At 66.2% G+C, this 16,236-nt stretch carries 11 protein-coding genes; 7 read left to right on the top strand and 4 right to left on the bottom strand.

The features are described 5' to 3' along the window. The first annotated feature begins 4 nt into the window (after nucleotides 1-4). From U5768_RS21825 to U5768_RS21810, 4 genes are all read left to right on the top strand, one after another. Nucleotides 5-1,792, top strand: coding sequence for an acyl-CoA dehydrogenase C-terminal domain-containing protein (locus tag U5768_RS21825; protein ID WP_322032466.1), 1,788 nt, complete (start codon nucleotides 5-7; stop codon nucleotides 1,790-1,792). 133 nt (nucleotides 1,793-1,925) lie between these two features. Further along, the gene (locus U5768_RS21820) at nucleotides 1,926-4,367 is read left to right on the top strand and encodes a 3-hydroxyacyl-CoA dehydrogenase/enoyl-CoA hydratase family protein (RefSeq protein ID WP_322032465.1); all 2,442 of its coding nucleotides are present in this window, start codon (nucleotides 1,926-1,928) and stop codon (nucleotides 4,365-4,367) included. A gap of 38 nt (nucleotides 4,368-4,405) precedes the next feature. Beyond that, nucleotides 4,406-5,605, top strand: a complete 1,200-nt coding sequence (locus U5768_RS21815) for an acetyl-CoA C-acyltransferase (RefSeq protein ID WP_322032464.1) — start codon at nucleotides 4,406-4,408, stop codon at nucleotides 5,603-5,605. A gap of 112 nt (nucleotides 5,606-5,717) precedes the next feature. Beyond that, nucleotides 5,718-6,488 carry an enoyl-CoA hydratase gene (locus U5768_RS21810; RefSeq protein ID WP_322032463.1) on the top strand — a complete coding sequence of 257 codons (771 nt, stop codon included), beginning with the start codon at nucleotides 5,718-5,720 and terminating at the stop codon, nucleotides 6,486-6,488. A 28-nt stretch (nucleotides 6,489-6,516) separates the two neighbouring features. Here U5768_RS21810 and fdhD read toward each other — a convergent pair whose 3' ends face one another. After that, entirely contained in the window at nucleotides 6,517-7,374 is an 858-nt protein-coding gene (fdhD, locus tag U5768_RS21805) for a formate dehydrogenase accessory sulfurtransferase FdhD (RefSeq protein ID WP_322032462.1), read from the bottom strand. Between the two features lie 158 nt (nucleotides 7,375-7,532). Here fdhD and U5768_RS21800 point away from each other — a divergent pair, with 158 nt between their 5' ends. After that, nucleotides 7,533-8,015, top strand: coding sequence for a nitrate reductase associated protein (locus U5768_RS21800; protein ID WP_322032461.1), 483 nt, complete (start codon nucleotides 7,533-7,535; stop codon nucleotides 8,013-8,015). 214 nt (nucleotides 8,016-8,229) lie between these two features. After that, entirely contained in the window at nucleotides 8,230-11,745 is a 3,516-nt protein-coding gene (locus tag U5768_RS21795) for an EAL domain-containing protein (protein ID WP_322032460.1), read from the top strand. Nucleotides 11,746-11,778: 33 nt separating this feature from the next. Here U5768_RS21795 and U5768_RS21790 read toward each other — a convergent pair whose 3' ends face one another. After that, nucleotides 11,779-12,174 carry an acyl-CoA thioesterase gene (locus U5768_RS21790; protein WP_322032459.1) on the bottom strand — a complete coding sequence of 132 codons (396 nt, stop codon included), beginning with the start codon at nucleotides 12,172-12,174 and terminating at the stop codon, nucleotides 11,779-11,781. Nucleotides 12,175-12,395: 221 nt separating this feature from the next. Here U5768_RS21790 and U5768_RS21785 point away from each other — a divergent pair, with 221 nt between their 5' ends. Continuing rightward, nucleotides 12,396-14,306: an ABC transporter ATP-binding protein/permease gene (locus tag U5768_RS21785; protein ID WP_322032458.1), complete on the top strand. Its 1,911-nt coding sequence runs from the start codon at nucleotides 12,396-12,398 to the stop codon at nucleotides 14,304-14,306. 22 nt (nucleotides 14,307-14,328) lie between these two features. Here the strand turns inward: U5768_RS21785 and murU are convergent, their stop codons facing one another. Together murU and U5768_RS21775 are read right to left on the bottom strand one after the other, a co-directional pair. Beyond that, the gene (murU, locus tag U5768_RS21780; RefSeq protein ID WP_322032485.1) at nucleotides 14,329-15,039 is read right to left on the bottom strand and encodes an N-acetylmuramate alpha-1-phosphate uridylyltransferase MurU; all 711 of its coding nucleotides are present in this window, start codon (nucleotides 15,037-15,039) and stop codon (nucleotides 14,329-14,331) included. A gap of 74 nt (nucleotides 15,040-15,113) precedes the next feature. Next, entirely contained in the window at nucleotides 15,114-16,175 is a 1,062-nt protein-coding gene (locus tag U5768_RS21775) for an aminoglycoside phosphotransferase family protein (protein ID WP_322032457.1), read from the bottom strand. Nucleotides 16,176-16,236 lie beyond the last annotated feature (61 nt).

The raw sequence follows: 16,236 nt of genomic DNA, 5'->3' as shown, positions 1-16,236 counted from the left end.
AGACATGGGACAGTACACCGCGCCGCTGCGCGACATGCAGTTCGTTCTGCACGAATTGCTGAACGTGGAAGGCGAAGTGAAGCAGATGCCGAAGCACGCCGACCTCGACGCCGACACCATCAACCAGGTGCTGGAAGAAGCCGGCAAATTCTGCTCCGAGGTGCTGTTTCCGCTGAACCAGCCCGGCGACCGTGAAGGCTGCACGTATGCCGGCGACGGCGTCGTCACCACGCCCACTGGCTTCAAGGAAGCGTACAGGCAGTACGTCGAAGCCGGCTGGCCCGCGCTCGGCTGCGATCCCGAATACGGCGGCCAGGGCCTGCCCGCGTTCGTGAACAACGCGCTCTACGAAATGCTCAACTCGGCGAACCAGGCGTGGACCATGTATCCGGGTCTCTCGCACGGCGCCTACGAGTGTCTGCATGCGCACGGCACGCCCGAACTGCAAAAGACCTATCTGCCGAAGCTCGTCGAAGGCGTGTGGACCGGCACGATGTGCCTGACCGAGCCGCATTGCGGCACCGACCTCGGCATTCTGCGCTCCAGGGCCGAGCCGAACGGCGACGGTTCCTACGCGATCACCGGCACGAAGATCTTCATTTCGAGCGGCGAACACGACATGGCCGAGAACATCGTCCACCTCGTGCTCGCACGTCTGCCGGACGCGCCGCAAGGCACCAAGGGCATCTCGCTTTTCATCGTGCCGAAGTTCCTGCCGACCGAAGCGGGCGAAGTGGGCGAGCGCAACGGCATCAAGTGCGGCTCGATCGAGCACAAGATGGGCATTCACGGCAACGCGACCTGCGTGATGAATCTCGACGGTGCGAAGGGCTGGCTCGTCGGCGAACCGAACAAGGGCTTGAACGCCATGTTCGTGATGATGAATGCGGCGCGTCTGGGCGTGGGCATGCAAGGCCTCGGTCTCACCGAAATCGCTTACCAGAATTCGCTCACGTACGCGAAGGAGCGCCTGCAAATGCGCTCGCTGACCGGCCCGAAGGCGCCCGAAAAGGCCGCGGACCCGATCATCGTGCATCCGGACGTGCGCCGCATGCTGCTCACGCAGAAAGCCTGGGCCGAAGGCGCGCGCGCCTTCACGTACTGGTCGGCGCTGCAGATCGACAAGGAGCTGTCGCACGGCGATGAGACCGAGCGCAAGGAAGCCGCCGATCTCGTCGCGCTCCTCACGCCGATCATCAAGGCTTTCCTCACCGACAACGCGTTCGAGAGCACCAACCTCGGCATGCAGGTGTACGGCGGCCACGGCTTCATCTCCGAGTGGGGCATGGAGCAGTACGTGCGCGACGCGCGCATCAACCAGATTTACGAAGGCACAAACACGATCCAGTCGCTCGACCTGCTGGGCCGCAAGGTGCTCGGCGACATGGGCGCGAAGCTCAAGAAGTTCGGCAAGCTCGTGACCGAGTTCGTCGAAGCCGAAGGCATCAAGACGGAGATGCAGGAGTTCGTGAACCCGCTCGCCGACATCGGCGACAAGATGCAGAAGCTCACGATGGAAATCGGCATGAAGGCGATGCAGAACCCCGACGAAGTCGGCGCCGCTGCGGTGCCGTATCTGCGCACGGCGGGGCATCTGGTGTTCGCGTACTTCTGGGCGCGCATGGCGCGCATCGCGCTCGACAAGGAAAGCTCAGGCGATCCGTTCTACAAGTCGAAGCTGGCCACGGCGCGCTTCTACTTCGCGAAGCTGCTGCCCGAAACGGCCACGTCGATCCGCCAGGCGCGCGCGGGTTCGAAGACGCTGATGGAAGTCGACGAAGCGCTGTTCTAAAAGCCAACGGGCGCGCTTTGCAAAGGCGCGCCCGCTCAACACGATGTCCAGAAGCGGCGACGTTGCATCACTTGCGGCGCGCCGCCTTCACACCTCAATCCGCTCGACATTGCATACCCGCTGGAGGAACAACGTGAGCAACCTCAATATTCGCAAGGTGGCCGTGCTCGGCGCCGGCGTGATGGGCGCGCAGATCGCCGCGCATCTCATCAACGCCCGCGTGCCCGTGCTGCTGTTCGACTTGCCCGCGAAGGAAGGCCCGAAGAACGCCATCGCGCTCAAGGCCGTCGAAACGCTCAAGAAGCTTTCGCCCGCGCCGTTCGGCGTGAAGGACGACGCGCAGTACATCACGCCCGCGAACTACGAAGACGACATCGCCAAGCTCGCGGAATGCGACGTGGTGATCGAGGCGATCGCCGAGCGCATGGACTGGAAGCACGACCTCTACAAGAAGGTCGCGCCGCACATCGGCCCGAAGGCGATCTTCGCGACCAACACCTCGGGTCTCTCGATCACCGAACTCTCGCATGGCTTCGACGATGCGTTGAAGGCGCGCTTTTGCGGCGTGCACTTCTTCAACCCGCCGCGCTACATGCACCTCGTCGAGCTGATCCCGACCGCGCAAACGCAGCCCGAAATTCTCGACCAGCTCGAATCGTTCTTGACGAGCGTGGTGGGCAAGGGCGTGGTGCGCGCGAAGGACACGCCGAACTTCATCGCGAACCGCGTGGGCGTGTTCTCGATCCTCGCCGTGATCGCCGAGGCGCAGAAGTTCGGCCTGCGTTTCGACGAAGTCGACGACCTCACGGGCGCGCGCCTTGGCCGCGCGAAGTCGGCGACGTTCCGGACTGCTGACGTTGTGGGTCTGGACACGATGGCGCACGTCATCAAGACGATGCAGGACAACCTCAAGGACGATCCGTTCTTCCCCGTGTACGAAACGCCGGCCGTGCTGGCGGGGCTCGTCGCGAAGGGCGCGCTCGGCCAGAAGACGGGCGGCGGCTTCTATCGCAAGGAAGGCAAGGCCATCAAGGTGCTCGACGCCAACACGGGCGAGTACGTGGACGGCGGCGGCAAGGCCGACGAACTCGTGGGCCGCATTCTCAAGCGTCCGCCCGCGGAGCGTCTGAAGCTGCTGCGCGAATCGGAGCATCCGCAGGCGCAATTCCTCTGGTCGATTTTCCGCGACGTGTTCCATTACATCGGCGTGCATCTGCAATCGATCGCCGATAACGCGCGCGACGTCGATCTCGCGATCCGCTGGGGCTTCGGCTGGAACGAAGGCCCGTTCGAAGGCTGGCAGGCCGCGGGCTGGAAGCAGATCGCCGAGTGGGTGAAGGAAGACATCGACGCCGGCAAGGCGCTGTCGAATGCGCCGCTGCCCGCCTGGGTGTTCGAAGGCCCCGTCGCCGAAAACGGCGGCGTGCATGGCGCGCAAGGTTCGTGGTCGCCTGCTGAACAACGCTTCGTGCCGCGTTCGAATCTGCCGGTGTACGAGCGTCAGGTGTTCCGCGCGGCGCTGTTCGGCGAGAGCAACGCTCGCGATCCGAAGGCGTACGGCAAGACGCTGTTCGAGAACGAAAACCTGCGCGCCTGGGTGGACGACCGCGCGGGCGAGGACGACGTCGTCATCGTCTCGTACAAGAGCAAGATGAACACGATGGGTCCGGGCCTGCTCGACTCGCTCGTGAAGGCCATCGACATCGCCGAGGAAGGCTACAAGGGCCTCGTGATCTGGCAACCCACGTCGCTGAAGCTCGGCGCGCCGGGCGGTCCGTTCTCGGCGGGCGCGAACCTCGAAGAAGCCATGCCGGCGTTCATGATGGGCGGCGCGAAGGGCATCGAACCGTTCGTGAAGAAGTTCCAGGACACGATGCTGCGCGTGAAGTACGCGAACGTGCCGGTTATCACGGCGGTGTCGGGCATCGCGCTCGGCGGCGGCTGCGAAATCATGCTGCAAAGCGCGAAACGTGTCGCGCATGTCGAGAGCTACGTGGGCCTCGTGGAAGTGGGCGTGGGTCTCGTGCCGGCGGGCGGCGGCCTGAAGGAAGCGGCGATTCGCGCGGCAGAAGGCGCCGCGGCGATTGGCGCCGTACCGAGCGATCTGCTGCGCTTCCTGCAAAAGTCGTTCGAGAACGCGGCGATGGCGAAGGTGTCGGCTTCGGCGCACGAAGCGCGCGCGATGGGCTACCTGAAGCCTTCGGACACGATCGTGTTCAACGTGTTCGAACTGCTCGACACGGCGAAGAAGGAAGCGCGCGCGTTGAGCGCTGCCGGTTATCGCGCGCCGTTGCGCGCGACGCAGATTCCGGTGGCGGGCCGTTCGGCGATCTCGACCATCAAGGCGTCGCTCGTGAACATGCGCGACGGCCGCTTCATCAGCGACCACGACTTCCTGATCGCGAGCCGCATCGCCGAAGCGGTGTGCGGCGGCGACGTCGAAGCGGGCAGTCTTGTCGACGAGGAATGGCTGCTCAAGCTCGAGCGCCGCGCCTTTGTCGATCTGCTCGGCACGCAAAAGACGCAGGAACGCATCATGGGCATGCTGCAAACCGGCAAGCCGGTGCGCAACTAAGCGGCACGACGTACGCACACCAGATACTGGAGTAAGAGATGAGCAAACAGTTGCAGGACGCCTACATCGTCGCCGCGAGCCGCACTCCCATCGGCAAGGCGCCGCGCGGCGTGTTCAAGAACACGCGCCCGGACGAGCTGCTGGTTCACGCGATCAAGTCGGCCGTGGCGCAGGTGCCCGGCCTCGACACGAGCGTGATCGAGGACGCCATCGTCGGTTGCGCGATTCCCGAAGCCGAGCAAGGCCTGAACGTGGCGCGTATTGGCGCGCTGCTCGCGGGCTTGCCGCAGAGCGTGGGCGGCGTGACCGTCAACCGCTTCTGCGCGTCGGGTCTCACGGCGCTCGCCATGGCCGCGGACCGCATTCGCGTCGGTGAATCGGACGCGATGATCGCGGGCGGCTGCGAGTCGATGAGCATGGTGCCGATGATGGGTAACAAGCCGTCGCTTTCGCCGCACATCTTCGATCGTAACGAAGATGTTGGCATTGCTTACGGTATGGGCCTGACCGCCGAGAAGGTGGCGGAGCGCTGGAAGATCAGCCGCGAGGCGCAGGACGCGTTCTCGGTGGAATCGCATCGCCGCGCGCTGGCCGCGCAACAGGCGGGCGAGTTCAAGGACGAGATCGCGCCGTACACCATCGTCGAACGTTTCCCCGATCTCGCCACGGGCGAAGTGAAGGTGAAGGAACGCCTGATCGAACTGGACGAAGGCCCGCGCGCCGACACCACGCTCGAAGGTCTCGCGAAGCTGCGCGCCGTGTTCGCCAACAAGGGCTCGGTCACGGCGGGCAACAGCTCGCAGACCTCGGACGGCGCGGGCGCGCTCATCGTCGTTTCCGAGAAGATCCTCAAGCAGTTCAACCTCACGCCGCTCGCGCGTTTCGTGAGCTTCGCGGTGCGCGGCGTGCCGCCCGAGATCATGGGCATCGGTCCGAAGGAAGCGATTCCGGCGGCGCTCAAGGCCGCGGGCCTGAAGCAGGACGACCTCGACTGGATCGAACTGAACGAGGCGTTTGCCGCGCAGTCGCTGGCGGTGATCCAGGACCTCGGCCTCGATCCGTCGAAGATCAACCCGCTCGGCGGCGCGATCGCGCTGGGTCACCCGCTCGGCGCGACGGGCGCGATTCGTGCGTCGACGGTCGTGCACGGCCTGCGCCGCCGCAACTACAAGTACGGCATGGTGACGATGTGCGTGGGCACCGGCATGGGCGCGGCGGGCATCATCGAGCGGCTGTAAGCGCTTCGCTTTAGCGCTTACGCACAAGACACGGTTCGCAAGCCTCGCGGTTTGCGAACCGTTTTTCATATCGGCTTGCGCTGACGCGAGAGCCTCGAGGAGACATATCGCAATGAGCAACGACATCCTGACCGCGCGCGACAACGGCGTGCTGACGATCACCATCAACCGCCCCGAGCGCAAGAATGCGCTCACGCCCGCGATGTACGAGGCGATCAATGCGGCGCTCGCGTCGGCGCAGGAAGATGCCAGCGTGCGCGCTGTCCTGCTGCGCGGCCAGGCGGAGATCTTCACGGCCGGCAACGACATCGAAGACTTCCTGAAGACGCCGCCCACGGGCGCCGATTCGCCCGTAATGCGCTTTCTGGCGGCCATCTCCGGCTTCGAGAAGCCGCTCGTCGCGGCGGTGGCGGGCGCGGCTGTCGGCGTGGGCACGACCATGCTGCTGCACTGCGACCTCGTATACGTCGCCGATACGGCGCGTTTCGCGATGCCGTTCGCGCAACTCGGCCTGTGCCCCGAAGCGGCTTCGTCGCTGCTGCTGCCGCGTATCGCCGGGTACCAGGCCGCGGCGGAAAAGCTGCTGCTCGGCGAGACTTTCGATGCGGCGGAAGCATATCGCATGGGCTTCGTGAATCGCGTGCTGCCGGCGGCCGAACTCGATGCGTTCGTCGCCGCGCAACTGGCGAAGCTCGTCGCGCTGCCCGCTTCGTCGCTGCGCGCGACCAAGTCGCTCATGAAGCGCGCGGGCACGCAGGAGATCAGGGAGCAGATGAGCGAGGAATCCGTGCACTTCGGCAAGATGCTGCTCGCGCCCGAAGCGCGCGAGGCGTTCACGGCCTTCCTGCAAAAGCGCAAGCCGGACTTCCGTCAGTTCGATTGAGTGTGAGCCGGCGGCTTCGCGACGTGCTTCACGCCGTCTCGTAATCGACGTAACCGGACTCGCGGCAAAAGCTCACGAGCCGCAGTCCGGCGCGCTTCGCGATGTTGATTGCGAGCGAGGAGGGCGCCGAAATGGTCGCGACCATCGGAATGCCCACGCGCGCCGCCTTGCGCACCAGTTCGTAGCTTGCGCGGCTGGAGAGAAAGACGAAGCCTTGCTGCGTGTCGGCGCGCTCCATCACGAGCTGGCCGATGAGTTTGTCGAGCGCGTTATGGCGGCCCACGTCCTCGAACGCGCGCAGGATCGCGCCGTTTTCGTCGCACCACGCGGCCGCGTGCAGGCCGCCCGTGAGCTTCGTGAGCGCCTGGTGCTGCGGCAGTTCGCGCGCGGCCCGCGCGACGGCGTCCGGCGCCAGGCGCGCGATGAAGCCCGTGTCAGGCACTTGCTCAGGTTCGAGATCGAGCAGGTCGATGCTCTCGATGCCGCATACGCCGCAGCCGCTGCGCCCCGCCAGCGCGCGGCGCTTTTCCTTGAGTTCGACGAACGCCTGCTGCACCACGGTCAAGTGGACCTCGGCGTGCGGAAGATCCGCCTCGTCGTGCCAGTACACCTCGATGTCCTGAATGTCGGCGTTGCGCCCGACAATGCCTTCGGAGATCGCGAAGCCCACGGCGAACGCTTCGAGGTCGCGTGGCGTGCACATCATGACCGCGTGCGAAATGCCGTTGAAGACGAGCGCGACGGGCCATTCCTGGCCCACGTGATCCTCGCGCGTTTCCACGGCGCCGCCGCGATGCCGGTGCACGCGCAACGCGATGGCGCCGGGCTGGCCTTCGGTTTCCGGGGGATTCGTTGCCGCGATTGGCGTGCGGGTCGGTGTCGTCAAGCGAAAAACTCCATCTGTCCTTGTGCGGCGCGGGACCGCAGCGCCGCCGGGGACAGCGGGGCCGCGCCGCGCGCGGAAGGTTCTAAAATACCTCAAGCGGGCTGCCCGCGCTTGTCTGCGCTTATGTGAGCCGACGCCCGCCTCGCGAGGATACCGCCATGGCATTGAACGAAGCTCCGCTGCTTTTCCGGTTCGAGGTCGACTCGTCGGAAAACCTCACCTATATCCCGATGTGCGTGCGCTTCAATCTGGATCGCTTTGGTCTGCGCATTTCGCTCGCGCAATGGCAATTGCTGCCCTACGAGGACCGCCGGCTGCTGGCGTGTTTCCCCGTGGACGAGGACGCGCAGATCGAGCCCAATTTCGACCACGCGCTCTTCGAGATGATGCGCACGCACGCGAACGTCGAGCCGGAATGGTTCGCGCCCGAAGAAGCGCCGGCCTGGCGCGACGTGAACGCGGTGCCGCGCGGCATTGCGCTGCAGGCCGAGCTTGCCAACCTGCAGGCGCCCGGCCTGGAAGACTGGGCGCAACTCGCCCCGTTCCAGCGTTACGTGCTGGCCAAGCTCGCGCGCAAGCCCGAGAGCAATCACGACTTCGCGCCCGCGATGCGCGAGTTTGGGCTGGCGGTGCCGCGTTGATTTTCAGCCGCTGATTCTCTCTGGCCGCAGCCGCCTCGCGCGCCGCCGCGTTTTCGCCGCGCGTATTTTCGCGCCGCTTTCTCCCCATTTGCCCTCAAGACACGGGCCGCCGTGCCGTTATTTCGGGTTGGCGCGTCAGGCGCCGACCGGTCGCGCGCAGTCGTGACCCATCATCCCGCGCTCACGGCGCGGGCGCGAACGACGCTCGGCATTCATGAACCTCCTTTTTTCGAAGCGCCAACTCATCAATCTGGCCGTCGTTGCGGCGGCCGTGGGCGCGAACGCGTTTGTCGCGTGGACGCAGATCGACGGTCAGCGCCAGATCGATCTGCGCGCGAGCCAGGCTGCCACGGTCCGTCACGACCTCGACCGCTATCGCGACGCGCTCGGCAGCGGCGTCGGCGCGCTGGGCCGTTTCGCGGCGCAGGGCCAGCCGGAGCCGGCCGCCGCGCACGCGGCGCGCGCCGCTTTGCTCGACGAAACCGCTCGCGCGCTGCGCGCGGAGCTGGCCGGCGATGCCGACCTCGCAGCCCGTTTCGATGCGTTGGCGGCGCAGGTCAGCGCGATTGCGGGCGAGATCGACGTGACGCTTGCGCGCGCCGAACAGCGCGTGGCCGACGAGCGCGGGCAGGCCGCCGTTGCGGCTAGCGATCCCACGGCGGAGCAGGCCGTGCCGGCTGACGGCTCGGCGAGCGAGGAATTCGGCACGGCGACGCCCGCAAACGCCGCGCGTTCGCCCGCGGCCCCATGGGGCGCGCGCGACGCCGCCGCGAAAACGCAGGCGGACCAAGCCGGAAGCGCCGCAGACGCACACATGGCCGGCCATGTCGTGACCGGCACGATCCTGCCGATGCACGCGGCGCCCGATGCGGCGGCAAGCGCCGTGACACTCGATACGCTCACGGCGGCGCCGCGGGGTGCGAACGGCGCGGCAAATGATGCAGCAAGCAGCGCCGGGAACTCCACCGCAGTGTCCTCAACCGCCGGTCAACCGCCGTCGCCCGCCACGGCCGCGTGGCTCGCCGGCGAATACATTCGCATCGACAGCGTCGTGAACCAGCTCGACGCACGGCTCGCGGCGCTGCAACGCGCGCAGGATCTGGCGCTCGCCGCCGCGCTCGCCGAGTCGGCGCGCGCGCGCGGCCGCGCCCTTGTGCTGTTGTTCGTGACGATGCTCGCGGGCGCGACGCTCCTCATCTACACGTTCGGCGCTCGCGAAAGCGCCGCCCGCAAGAAGCTGCGCGCCGTGAGCGGCATGCGCCTGCGCAGCGAGCGCTTTCAGGGGCTGTTCGACGCGCATCCGGTGCCGATGTACGTGTTCGACCGCGAGACGCTGCGCTTTCTCGCCGTGAACACCGCGGCGATCCAGCAGTACGGCTACAGCGAGGAAGAGTTCCTCACGATGACGATTCGCGACATCCGTCCCGTCGAGGACGTCTCGCGGCTCGAACAACATCTCACACGCTCGGACACGCTCACGCAGAACGTGCGCATGATGGCCGGCATCTGGCACCATCGCCGCCGCGACGGCTCGATCATCAGCGCCGACATCTCGCATCACTCGCTCGTGTTTCTTGGCCGTCACGCCGTGTTCGTGCTCGCCGACGACGTGACCGAGCAGATCAAGGCCGAAGCGGAGGCGCAGCGCTCGAACCAGATGCTCGAGTCGGTGATCGACAACATTCCGCAGCGCATCTTCTGGAAGGACGCCGACTCGCGCTATCTCGGCTGCAACATGACGTTCGCGCGCGACGCGGGCCTCGCCTATCCCGAGCAGATCATCGGCAAGTCCGACGACGATCTGCCGTGGCGCGCCTACGCCGGGGATATGCGCGAGCAGGACCGCGAAGTGATCGAGTCGGGCCTGCCGCGCATCAACTACGAGGACGACCACACGATCGACGGCCTGCACCGCACGACGCTCACGAGCAAGCTGCCGCTGCTCGACGGCGACGGCCGCGTGATCGGCGTGCTCGGCTCGTACTCGGACACCACCGAAAGCAAGCGCGCCGATCTCGCGCTGCGCCTGCAAAGCCGCGCGCTCGATGCGTGCGTGAACGCCATTCTCATCACCGCGCCGGGTCCGGGCGGCAGCAATCTGATCGAGTACGCGAATCCGGCGTTTCGCCGCATCACGGGCTTCGATCCGGCGGAGGTGATCGGTCAGGACTGCCGTTTCCTGCAACGCGACGATCGCGAACAGGACGGCCTCATCGCGATCCGCAAGGCGCTGCACTCCAACCGCGAAGTGAGCGCCGTGCTGCGCAACTATCGCAAGGACGGCGTGCTCTTCTGGAACCAGTTGCTGATCGCGCCGGTGCCCGATCTCGATGGCCGCATCACGCATCACATCGGCATCATCAACGACGTGACCGAGCTGATCCGCTACCAGGAGCAGCTCGAATATCAGGCGAACTACGACAGCCTCACGCTGCTGCCCAACCGCAACCTGCTGCGCGACCGGCTTCAGCACGCGCTGCTCGCGGCGCAGCGGCACGACACGGGCGTGGCCGTGGTGTTCATCGACCTCGACGGCTTCAAGAACGTCAACGACAGCCTGGGCCATAGCGTGGGCGACCGTTTGCTGGGCGTGGTGGCCGAGCGGCTTCAGCGCTGCACGCGCACGACCGACACGGTCGCGCGCCACGGCGGCGACGAGTTCGTGATCGTGCTCACCGAGACCATCGACGAGAAGTCGCTGATCGGCTGGATGGAACGGGCGCGCGCGCTGATCTCGGAGCCGGTGTGGATCGACGGCACGGAGCTGTACGTGGGTTGCAGCATGGGCGCGAGCGTTTTCCCACAGGACGGCAACGACGCCGAAACGCTCATGAAGAAGGCCGACGTGGCGATGTACCGCGCGAAGGACATGGGCCGCAACACGTTCCAGTTTTTCCAGCCGGAGATGAACGCGAACGTTGGCGCACGCCTGAATCTCGAGCGGCGCCTGCGCCGCGCGCTGCGCGACAGCGAGTTCCTGCTGCACTACCAGCCGCAGGTGGAGATCGAGGGCGGCCGCATCATCGGCATGGAGGCGCTCGTGCGCTGGCGCGACCCGGAGGTGGGCCTCGTGTCGCCGGCGCAGTTCATTCCCGTGGCGGAGGAAAGCGGCCTGATCGGCCCGCTCTCCGACTGGGTGCTGCGCGAGGCGTGCCGCCAGAACCGCGCCTGGCAGCTAGCGGGGCTGCCGCCCGTGCGCGTTTCCGTGAACTTCTCGGCGAAGACGTTTCATCAGCGCGACATCGCGCAACTCGTGAAGGACGTGTTGCAGGAAACCGGGCTGCAAGCCTGCTGGCTCGAAATCGAGCTGACCGAGAGCACGCTCATGCGCAATGCCGAGGAAGCCGTGTCGATGCTGAACGAGCTGCATGCGCTCGGTATCGGCATTGCCATCGACGACTTCGGCACCGGCTATTCGAGCCTGAGCTACCTGAAGCGTCTGCCGGTGGACCGGCTCAAGATCGACCGCTCGTTCGTGGCGGATATCGGCACGAGCGGCGACGACGAAACGATCACGGCGGCCATCATCGCGCTTGCGCACGAGTTGCAGTTGCAGGTGATCGCGGAAGGCGTGGAGACGTCGGCGCAATTCGCCTTCTTGCGCGAGCGCGCGTGCGACGAGTTGCAGGGGTACTTCTTCGCGCCGCCGCTGCCCGGCGACGAGGCGGCTGCGCTCTTGCGCGCGAGCGCGTCGTACGAGGAAGCGCCCGGGCTCGCGTGGGCGGTTTGAACCCGGCGCGGCGGCCGGGCGTTCGCCTGTGTGTTACTCGATCGGCGGCAACTGGCGCGGGCGGCGGTCCGTGCCCGTCGCGACATAGGTGAGCGTGGCTTCCGTCACCTTCACGACGTCTTCGTGAAGCCGCATACGCTGCGCGTACACCTCCACCTCGACGGTCACCGAGGTGTTGCCGGTCTTGACGATTTCCGCGTAGAAGCTCAGCAGATCGCCCACGAACACCGGTTGCTTGAACACGAACGAGTTCACCGCGACGGTCGCGACGCGTCCGTTGGCGCGGCGGCTCGCCGGAATCGAGCCGGCAATGTCGACCTGCGCCATGATCCAGCCGCCGAAGACGTCGCCGTGAACGTTGGCGTCCGAGGGCTGCGGCACGACGCGCAGCGCAGGCGATTTTTGGGGGAGCGGGAAGGAGTCGGTCATCGGGCTTCCATGAAAAGGGATCGAACGGCGGATGGCGATGCGGCGCGGGACGCTCAGCGGCGCGCGCCGCCTTCTGCGACAATACGTCGATCAGGAATTGTACGGGAAAGCGCCCTCGCGAAACCCGTCGCCCGGAATCGCATATCAACCCCACATGACTCGCCGTGCCGTTTGCGCCGTGCCTTTCGCGCGCCGCATCGGACGTTTCCCGCTGCTCGCCCATGCGCCGCTTTCCCGCCTCCACCGAACCCGCGCTGCCCGCCGCCGGGCCGCGCAACGACTGGCAGACGATTCTTTCGCTGCTGCCTTACCTCACCGCTTACCGATGGCGCGTGGCGTTCGCGCTCACCTGCCTGATCGGCGCGAAGGTGGCCAACCTCGGCGTGCCGATCGTGATGAAGCACATCGTCGACGGTCTTTCTTCCGTGCGCCATCTCACCGCGCTCGGTCGCGCGGAGCACGCGCCGGGCATCGTGCTCGCGGGCGGCATCGGGCTGCTCGTGGTGGCTTACGCGGTGGTGCGTCTCTCGACGTCGCTCTTCACCGAACTGCGCGAAATCCTCTTTTCGAAAGTGACCGAGAGCGCCGTGCGCCAGCTCGCGCTCAAGGTGTTCCGCCATCTGCACGCGCTCTCGCTGCGCTTTCACCTCGATCGGCAGACGGGCGGCATGTCGCGCGACATCGAGCGCGGCACGCGCGGCATCACGCAGCTCATTTCGTATTCGCTCTACAGCATCCTGCCGACGCTCGTGGAAGTCGGCCTCGTGCTCGGCTTCTTCGTGGTGAAGTACGAGGCGTATTACGCGATCGTTACGCTCATCGCGCTCGTGGCGTACATCGCGTTTACGGTGAAGGTGACCGAGTGGCGCACGCATTTTCGCCGCACGATGAACGAGCTCGATTCGCGCGCCAACGCGCGTGCGATCGATTCGCTCATCAACTACGAAACCGTGAAGTACTTCGGCAACGAAGAATGGGAGACGAGGCGTTACGACGAAAACCTGCACCGCTACCGGCAGGCCGCGATCAAGTCGCAGCATTCGCTTTCCGCGCTCAACTTCGGGCAGCAGGCGATCATCGGCACGGGGCTCGTGTTCATTCTCTGGCGCGCCACGCAGGGCGTGATGGCAGGGCGGCTCACGCTCGGCGACCTCGTGCTCATCAACACGTTCATGCTGCAGCTCTACATTCCGCTGAATTTTCTCGGCGTGGTGTATCGCGAACTCAAGCAAAGCCTCACCGACATGGACCGCATGTTCACGCTGCTCACCGTCGAGCGCGAAGTGGCCGATGTGCCCGGCGCGCAGGCGCTCGCGGTGCGCGGCGGCGAGGTGCGCTTCTCGCATGTGAACTTCGCGTACGAGCCGTCGCGCCAGATTCTGCACGACCTGAGCTTCACGATTGCGGCGGGGACGACGACGGCCGTGGTGGGGCATAGCGGCTCGGGCAAGTCCACGCTCGCGCGGCTGTTGTTCCGCTTTTACGATCTGGACCGTGCGGAAGCTGGTAGAAGCGGCGGAGTGATCACCATCGACGGCCAGGATATTCGCGACGTGACGCAGGACTCGCTGCGCGCTTCGATCGGCATCGTGCCGCAGGACACGGTGCTGTTCAACGACTCGATCTACTACAACATCGCCTATGGACGGCCCACTGCGAGCCGCGAGGAAGTGATCGCGGCGGCGCGCGCGGCGCATATTCACGCGTTCATCGAGAGCCTGCCCAAGGGCTACGACACGCCCGTGGGCGAGCGCGGGCTCAAGCTTTCGGGCGGCGAGAAACAGCGCGTGGCGATCGCGCGCACGCTGCTCAAGAATCCGCCGATCCTGCTGTTCGACGAAGCGACGTCAGCGCTCGATTCGCGCTCGGAGCGGGCCATCCAGCACGAACTCGACCAGATCGCGCGCGAGCGCACGACGCTCGTGATCGCGCACCGCCTTTCGACCGTCGTGCACGCGCAGCAGATCATCGTGATGGACCATGGGCGCATCGTCGAGCGCGGCACGCATGCGGAACTGATGCGCGCGGGCGGTCACTATGCGCAGATGTGGGCGCTTCAGCAGCAGAGGGCGGCCGGGACGCCGCAGTCCGAGCGAGGACAGGTGGAGTTGCCGGCCGCGGGCGGCGATTGAAGCGCGCCGCCGTTTGCCGGTTTTAGCCTTGGTGCGCGTGAGCCGGATTTCGCAGCGCTGCGTCTAGCGCTTCGAGCTGCGCGGGCGTGCCGACGTTTTCCCACACGCCTTCGTAGAGTTCGCCGCTCGCGCGTCCTTGCGCGATCGCCTCGCGATAGTACGGCGTGAGCGCGCGCTTCGTGCCGGGAGCGAGATCGCGGAACATGCGCGTGTCGTAAAGGCCGATATTGCCGAACGTGTAGCGCGGCGCGCCTTCGAGCGCGAGCCGGCCGTCAGCGTTCAGCGCGAAGTCGCCCTTCGGATGGAACGGCGGATTCGGCACCATCACGAGATGCATGCCGGGCTGCGCTTGCGCCGCCAGCGCTTGCGCGTGCGCGTTCAGGTGTGCGAAGTCGTACGCGCTGTAGACGTCGCCGCTCACCGCGAGGAACACCTCGGGCGTGCCGTTCGACTCGATGAGCGGCAGCGCCTGCGCAATGCCACCCGCCGTTTCGAGCGCGTCGTGCTCGGGCGAATAGTGGAGCGTCACGCCAAAGCGCGCGCCGTCGCCCAGCGCGGCTTCGATCTGCGCGCCAAGCCACGCGTGATTGACGACGACGCGCGTGTAGCCCGCCGCGGCGAGCCTCTCGATCTGCCACACGACGAGCGGTTTGCCGCCCACGGCGAGGAGCGGCTTCGGGCAGGTGTCGGTAAGCGGGCGCATGCGTTCGCCGCGTCCGGCGGCGAAGATCATGGCGGTGCGGCCGTGACTCGCCCGGGCGGCCGTGTGATTCGATTGGGTCATGACGGCCCGCTTCAGAGGGTTTTTCAGAAGGTATAAGCGACTTCGACGGCGCTGCCCTGCAGTTCGTCGATGAGCCGCGCGAACGGCGCGAGCGGGCGATATCGGTGTGCGACTTTGCTCGCGTAACCGAGAAAGCGCGGCAAGTCGGCCATGTAATGCGGTTTGCTGTCGCGATAATTGATGCGGCAGAAAAGGCCCAGCACCTTGATGTGGCGCTGCAGGCCCATCCACTCGAGCTGGCGGTAGAACTCGCCGAAGTCGGCGTCGACTGGCAGTCCGGCCTTCTTTGCACGCTCCCAGTAGTGCGCGAAGCAGTCGAGTTCGAACTCCTCGTCCCAGCTCAGGAAGGCGTCGCGCAGCAGCGACACGACGTCGTACGTGATGGGGCCGTACACGGCGTCCTGGAAGTCGAGCACGCCGGGGTTGGGCGTGGCGATCATCAGGTTGCGGGGCATGAAGTCGCGCAGCATGAAGGTTTGCGGCTGCGCGCGAGCGCTCGCCACGAGCAGCGCAAAGGTGCGATCGAGCACGCCGCGCGTGGCTTCGTCCACCTTGCGGCCCAGATGGCGCTCCAGATACCACTCGGGCATCAGCTCCATTTCGCGGCGCATGAAGGCTTCGTCGAAGTCCGGCAGCACGCCCGGCCGCGAACTCAGTTGCCAGCGGATCAGCGCGTCGATGGCGTCGCGCATCAGCTCGCGCGAGCGCGCACCGGGGCCGGCTTGCTGCAGCGTTGCCAGGTAGGGCGCGGTGCCGAGATCGGTCACAAGCATGAAGCCCGCGTCGAAATCGGCTTCGAGTACGCGCGGTACGTGGACACCGGCCGCTTCGAGCAACTGCGCGATCTGGGCGAATTCGCGGCTCTTTTCGGGCGGCGGGGCGTCCACGGCGATCAGCGTCGCGCCGTGCGCGCCCGCGCTTCCGAGGCGGAAATAACGCCGGAAGCTCGCATCGGCCGAGGCGGGGGCGAGCGTGGCGAGGTCGAGGACGTACTGTCCGGCGTGGCTGCCGAGCCAGGCGGCGAGCAGGTCGCGGCGGCTGTCGGTCTGGGAAGCGGCGGAGGAATGCGCGGCGGAAAAGGTCATGAAAGCCAGAGGCAAAATCAGTGGATCAACGTCTTGCCATATAATACCCCACGACTTTTTT

The sequence above is a fragment of the Paraburkholderia sp. J76 genome (assembly GCF_905220295.1).
Lineage (GTDB): Bacteria > Pseudomonadota > Gammaproteobacteria > Burkholderiales > Burkholderiaceae > Paraburkholderia.
Note: the sequence above shows the minus strand (reverse complement) of the source record. Positions and strands in the feature narration are given on the sequence as shown.

Coding starts and splice junctions, on each gene's coding strand:
- U5768_RS21800 (WP_322032461.1), top strand. CDS start 7,533: ATGGCATTGAACGAAGCTCCGCTGCTTTTCCGGTTCGAGGTCGACTCG.
- U5768_RS21785 (WP_322032458.1), top strand. CDS start 12,396: ATGCGCCGCTTTCCCGCCTCCACCGAACCCGCGCTGCCCGCCGCCGGG.
- U5768_RS21790 (WP_322032459.1), bottom strand. CDS start 12,174: ATGACCGACTCCTTCCCGCTCCCCCAAAAATCGCCTGCGCTGCGCGTC.
- murU (WP_322032485.1), bottom strand. CDS start 15,039: ATGATCTTCGCCGCCGGACGCGGCGAACGCATGCGCCCGCTTACCGAC.
- U5768_RS21775 (WP_322032457.1), bottom strand. CDS start 16,175: ATGACCTTTTCCGCCGCGCATTCCTCCGCCGCTTCCCAGACCGACAGC.
- U5768_RS21795 (WP_322032460.1), top strand. CDS start 8,230: ATGAACCTCCTTTTTTCGAAGCGCCAACTCATCAATCTGGCCGTCGTT.
- U5768_RS21810 (WP_322032463.1), top strand. CDS start 5,718: ATGAGCAACGACATCCTGACCGCGCGCGACAACGGCGTGCTGACGATC.
- U5768_RS21815 (WP_322032464.1), top strand. CDS start 4,406: ATGAGCAAACAGTTGCAGGACGCCTACATCGTCGCCGCGAGCCGCACT.
- U5768_RS21825 (WP_322032466.1), top strand. CDS start 5: ATGGGACAGTACACCGCGCCGCTGCGCGACATGCAGTTCGTTCTGCAC.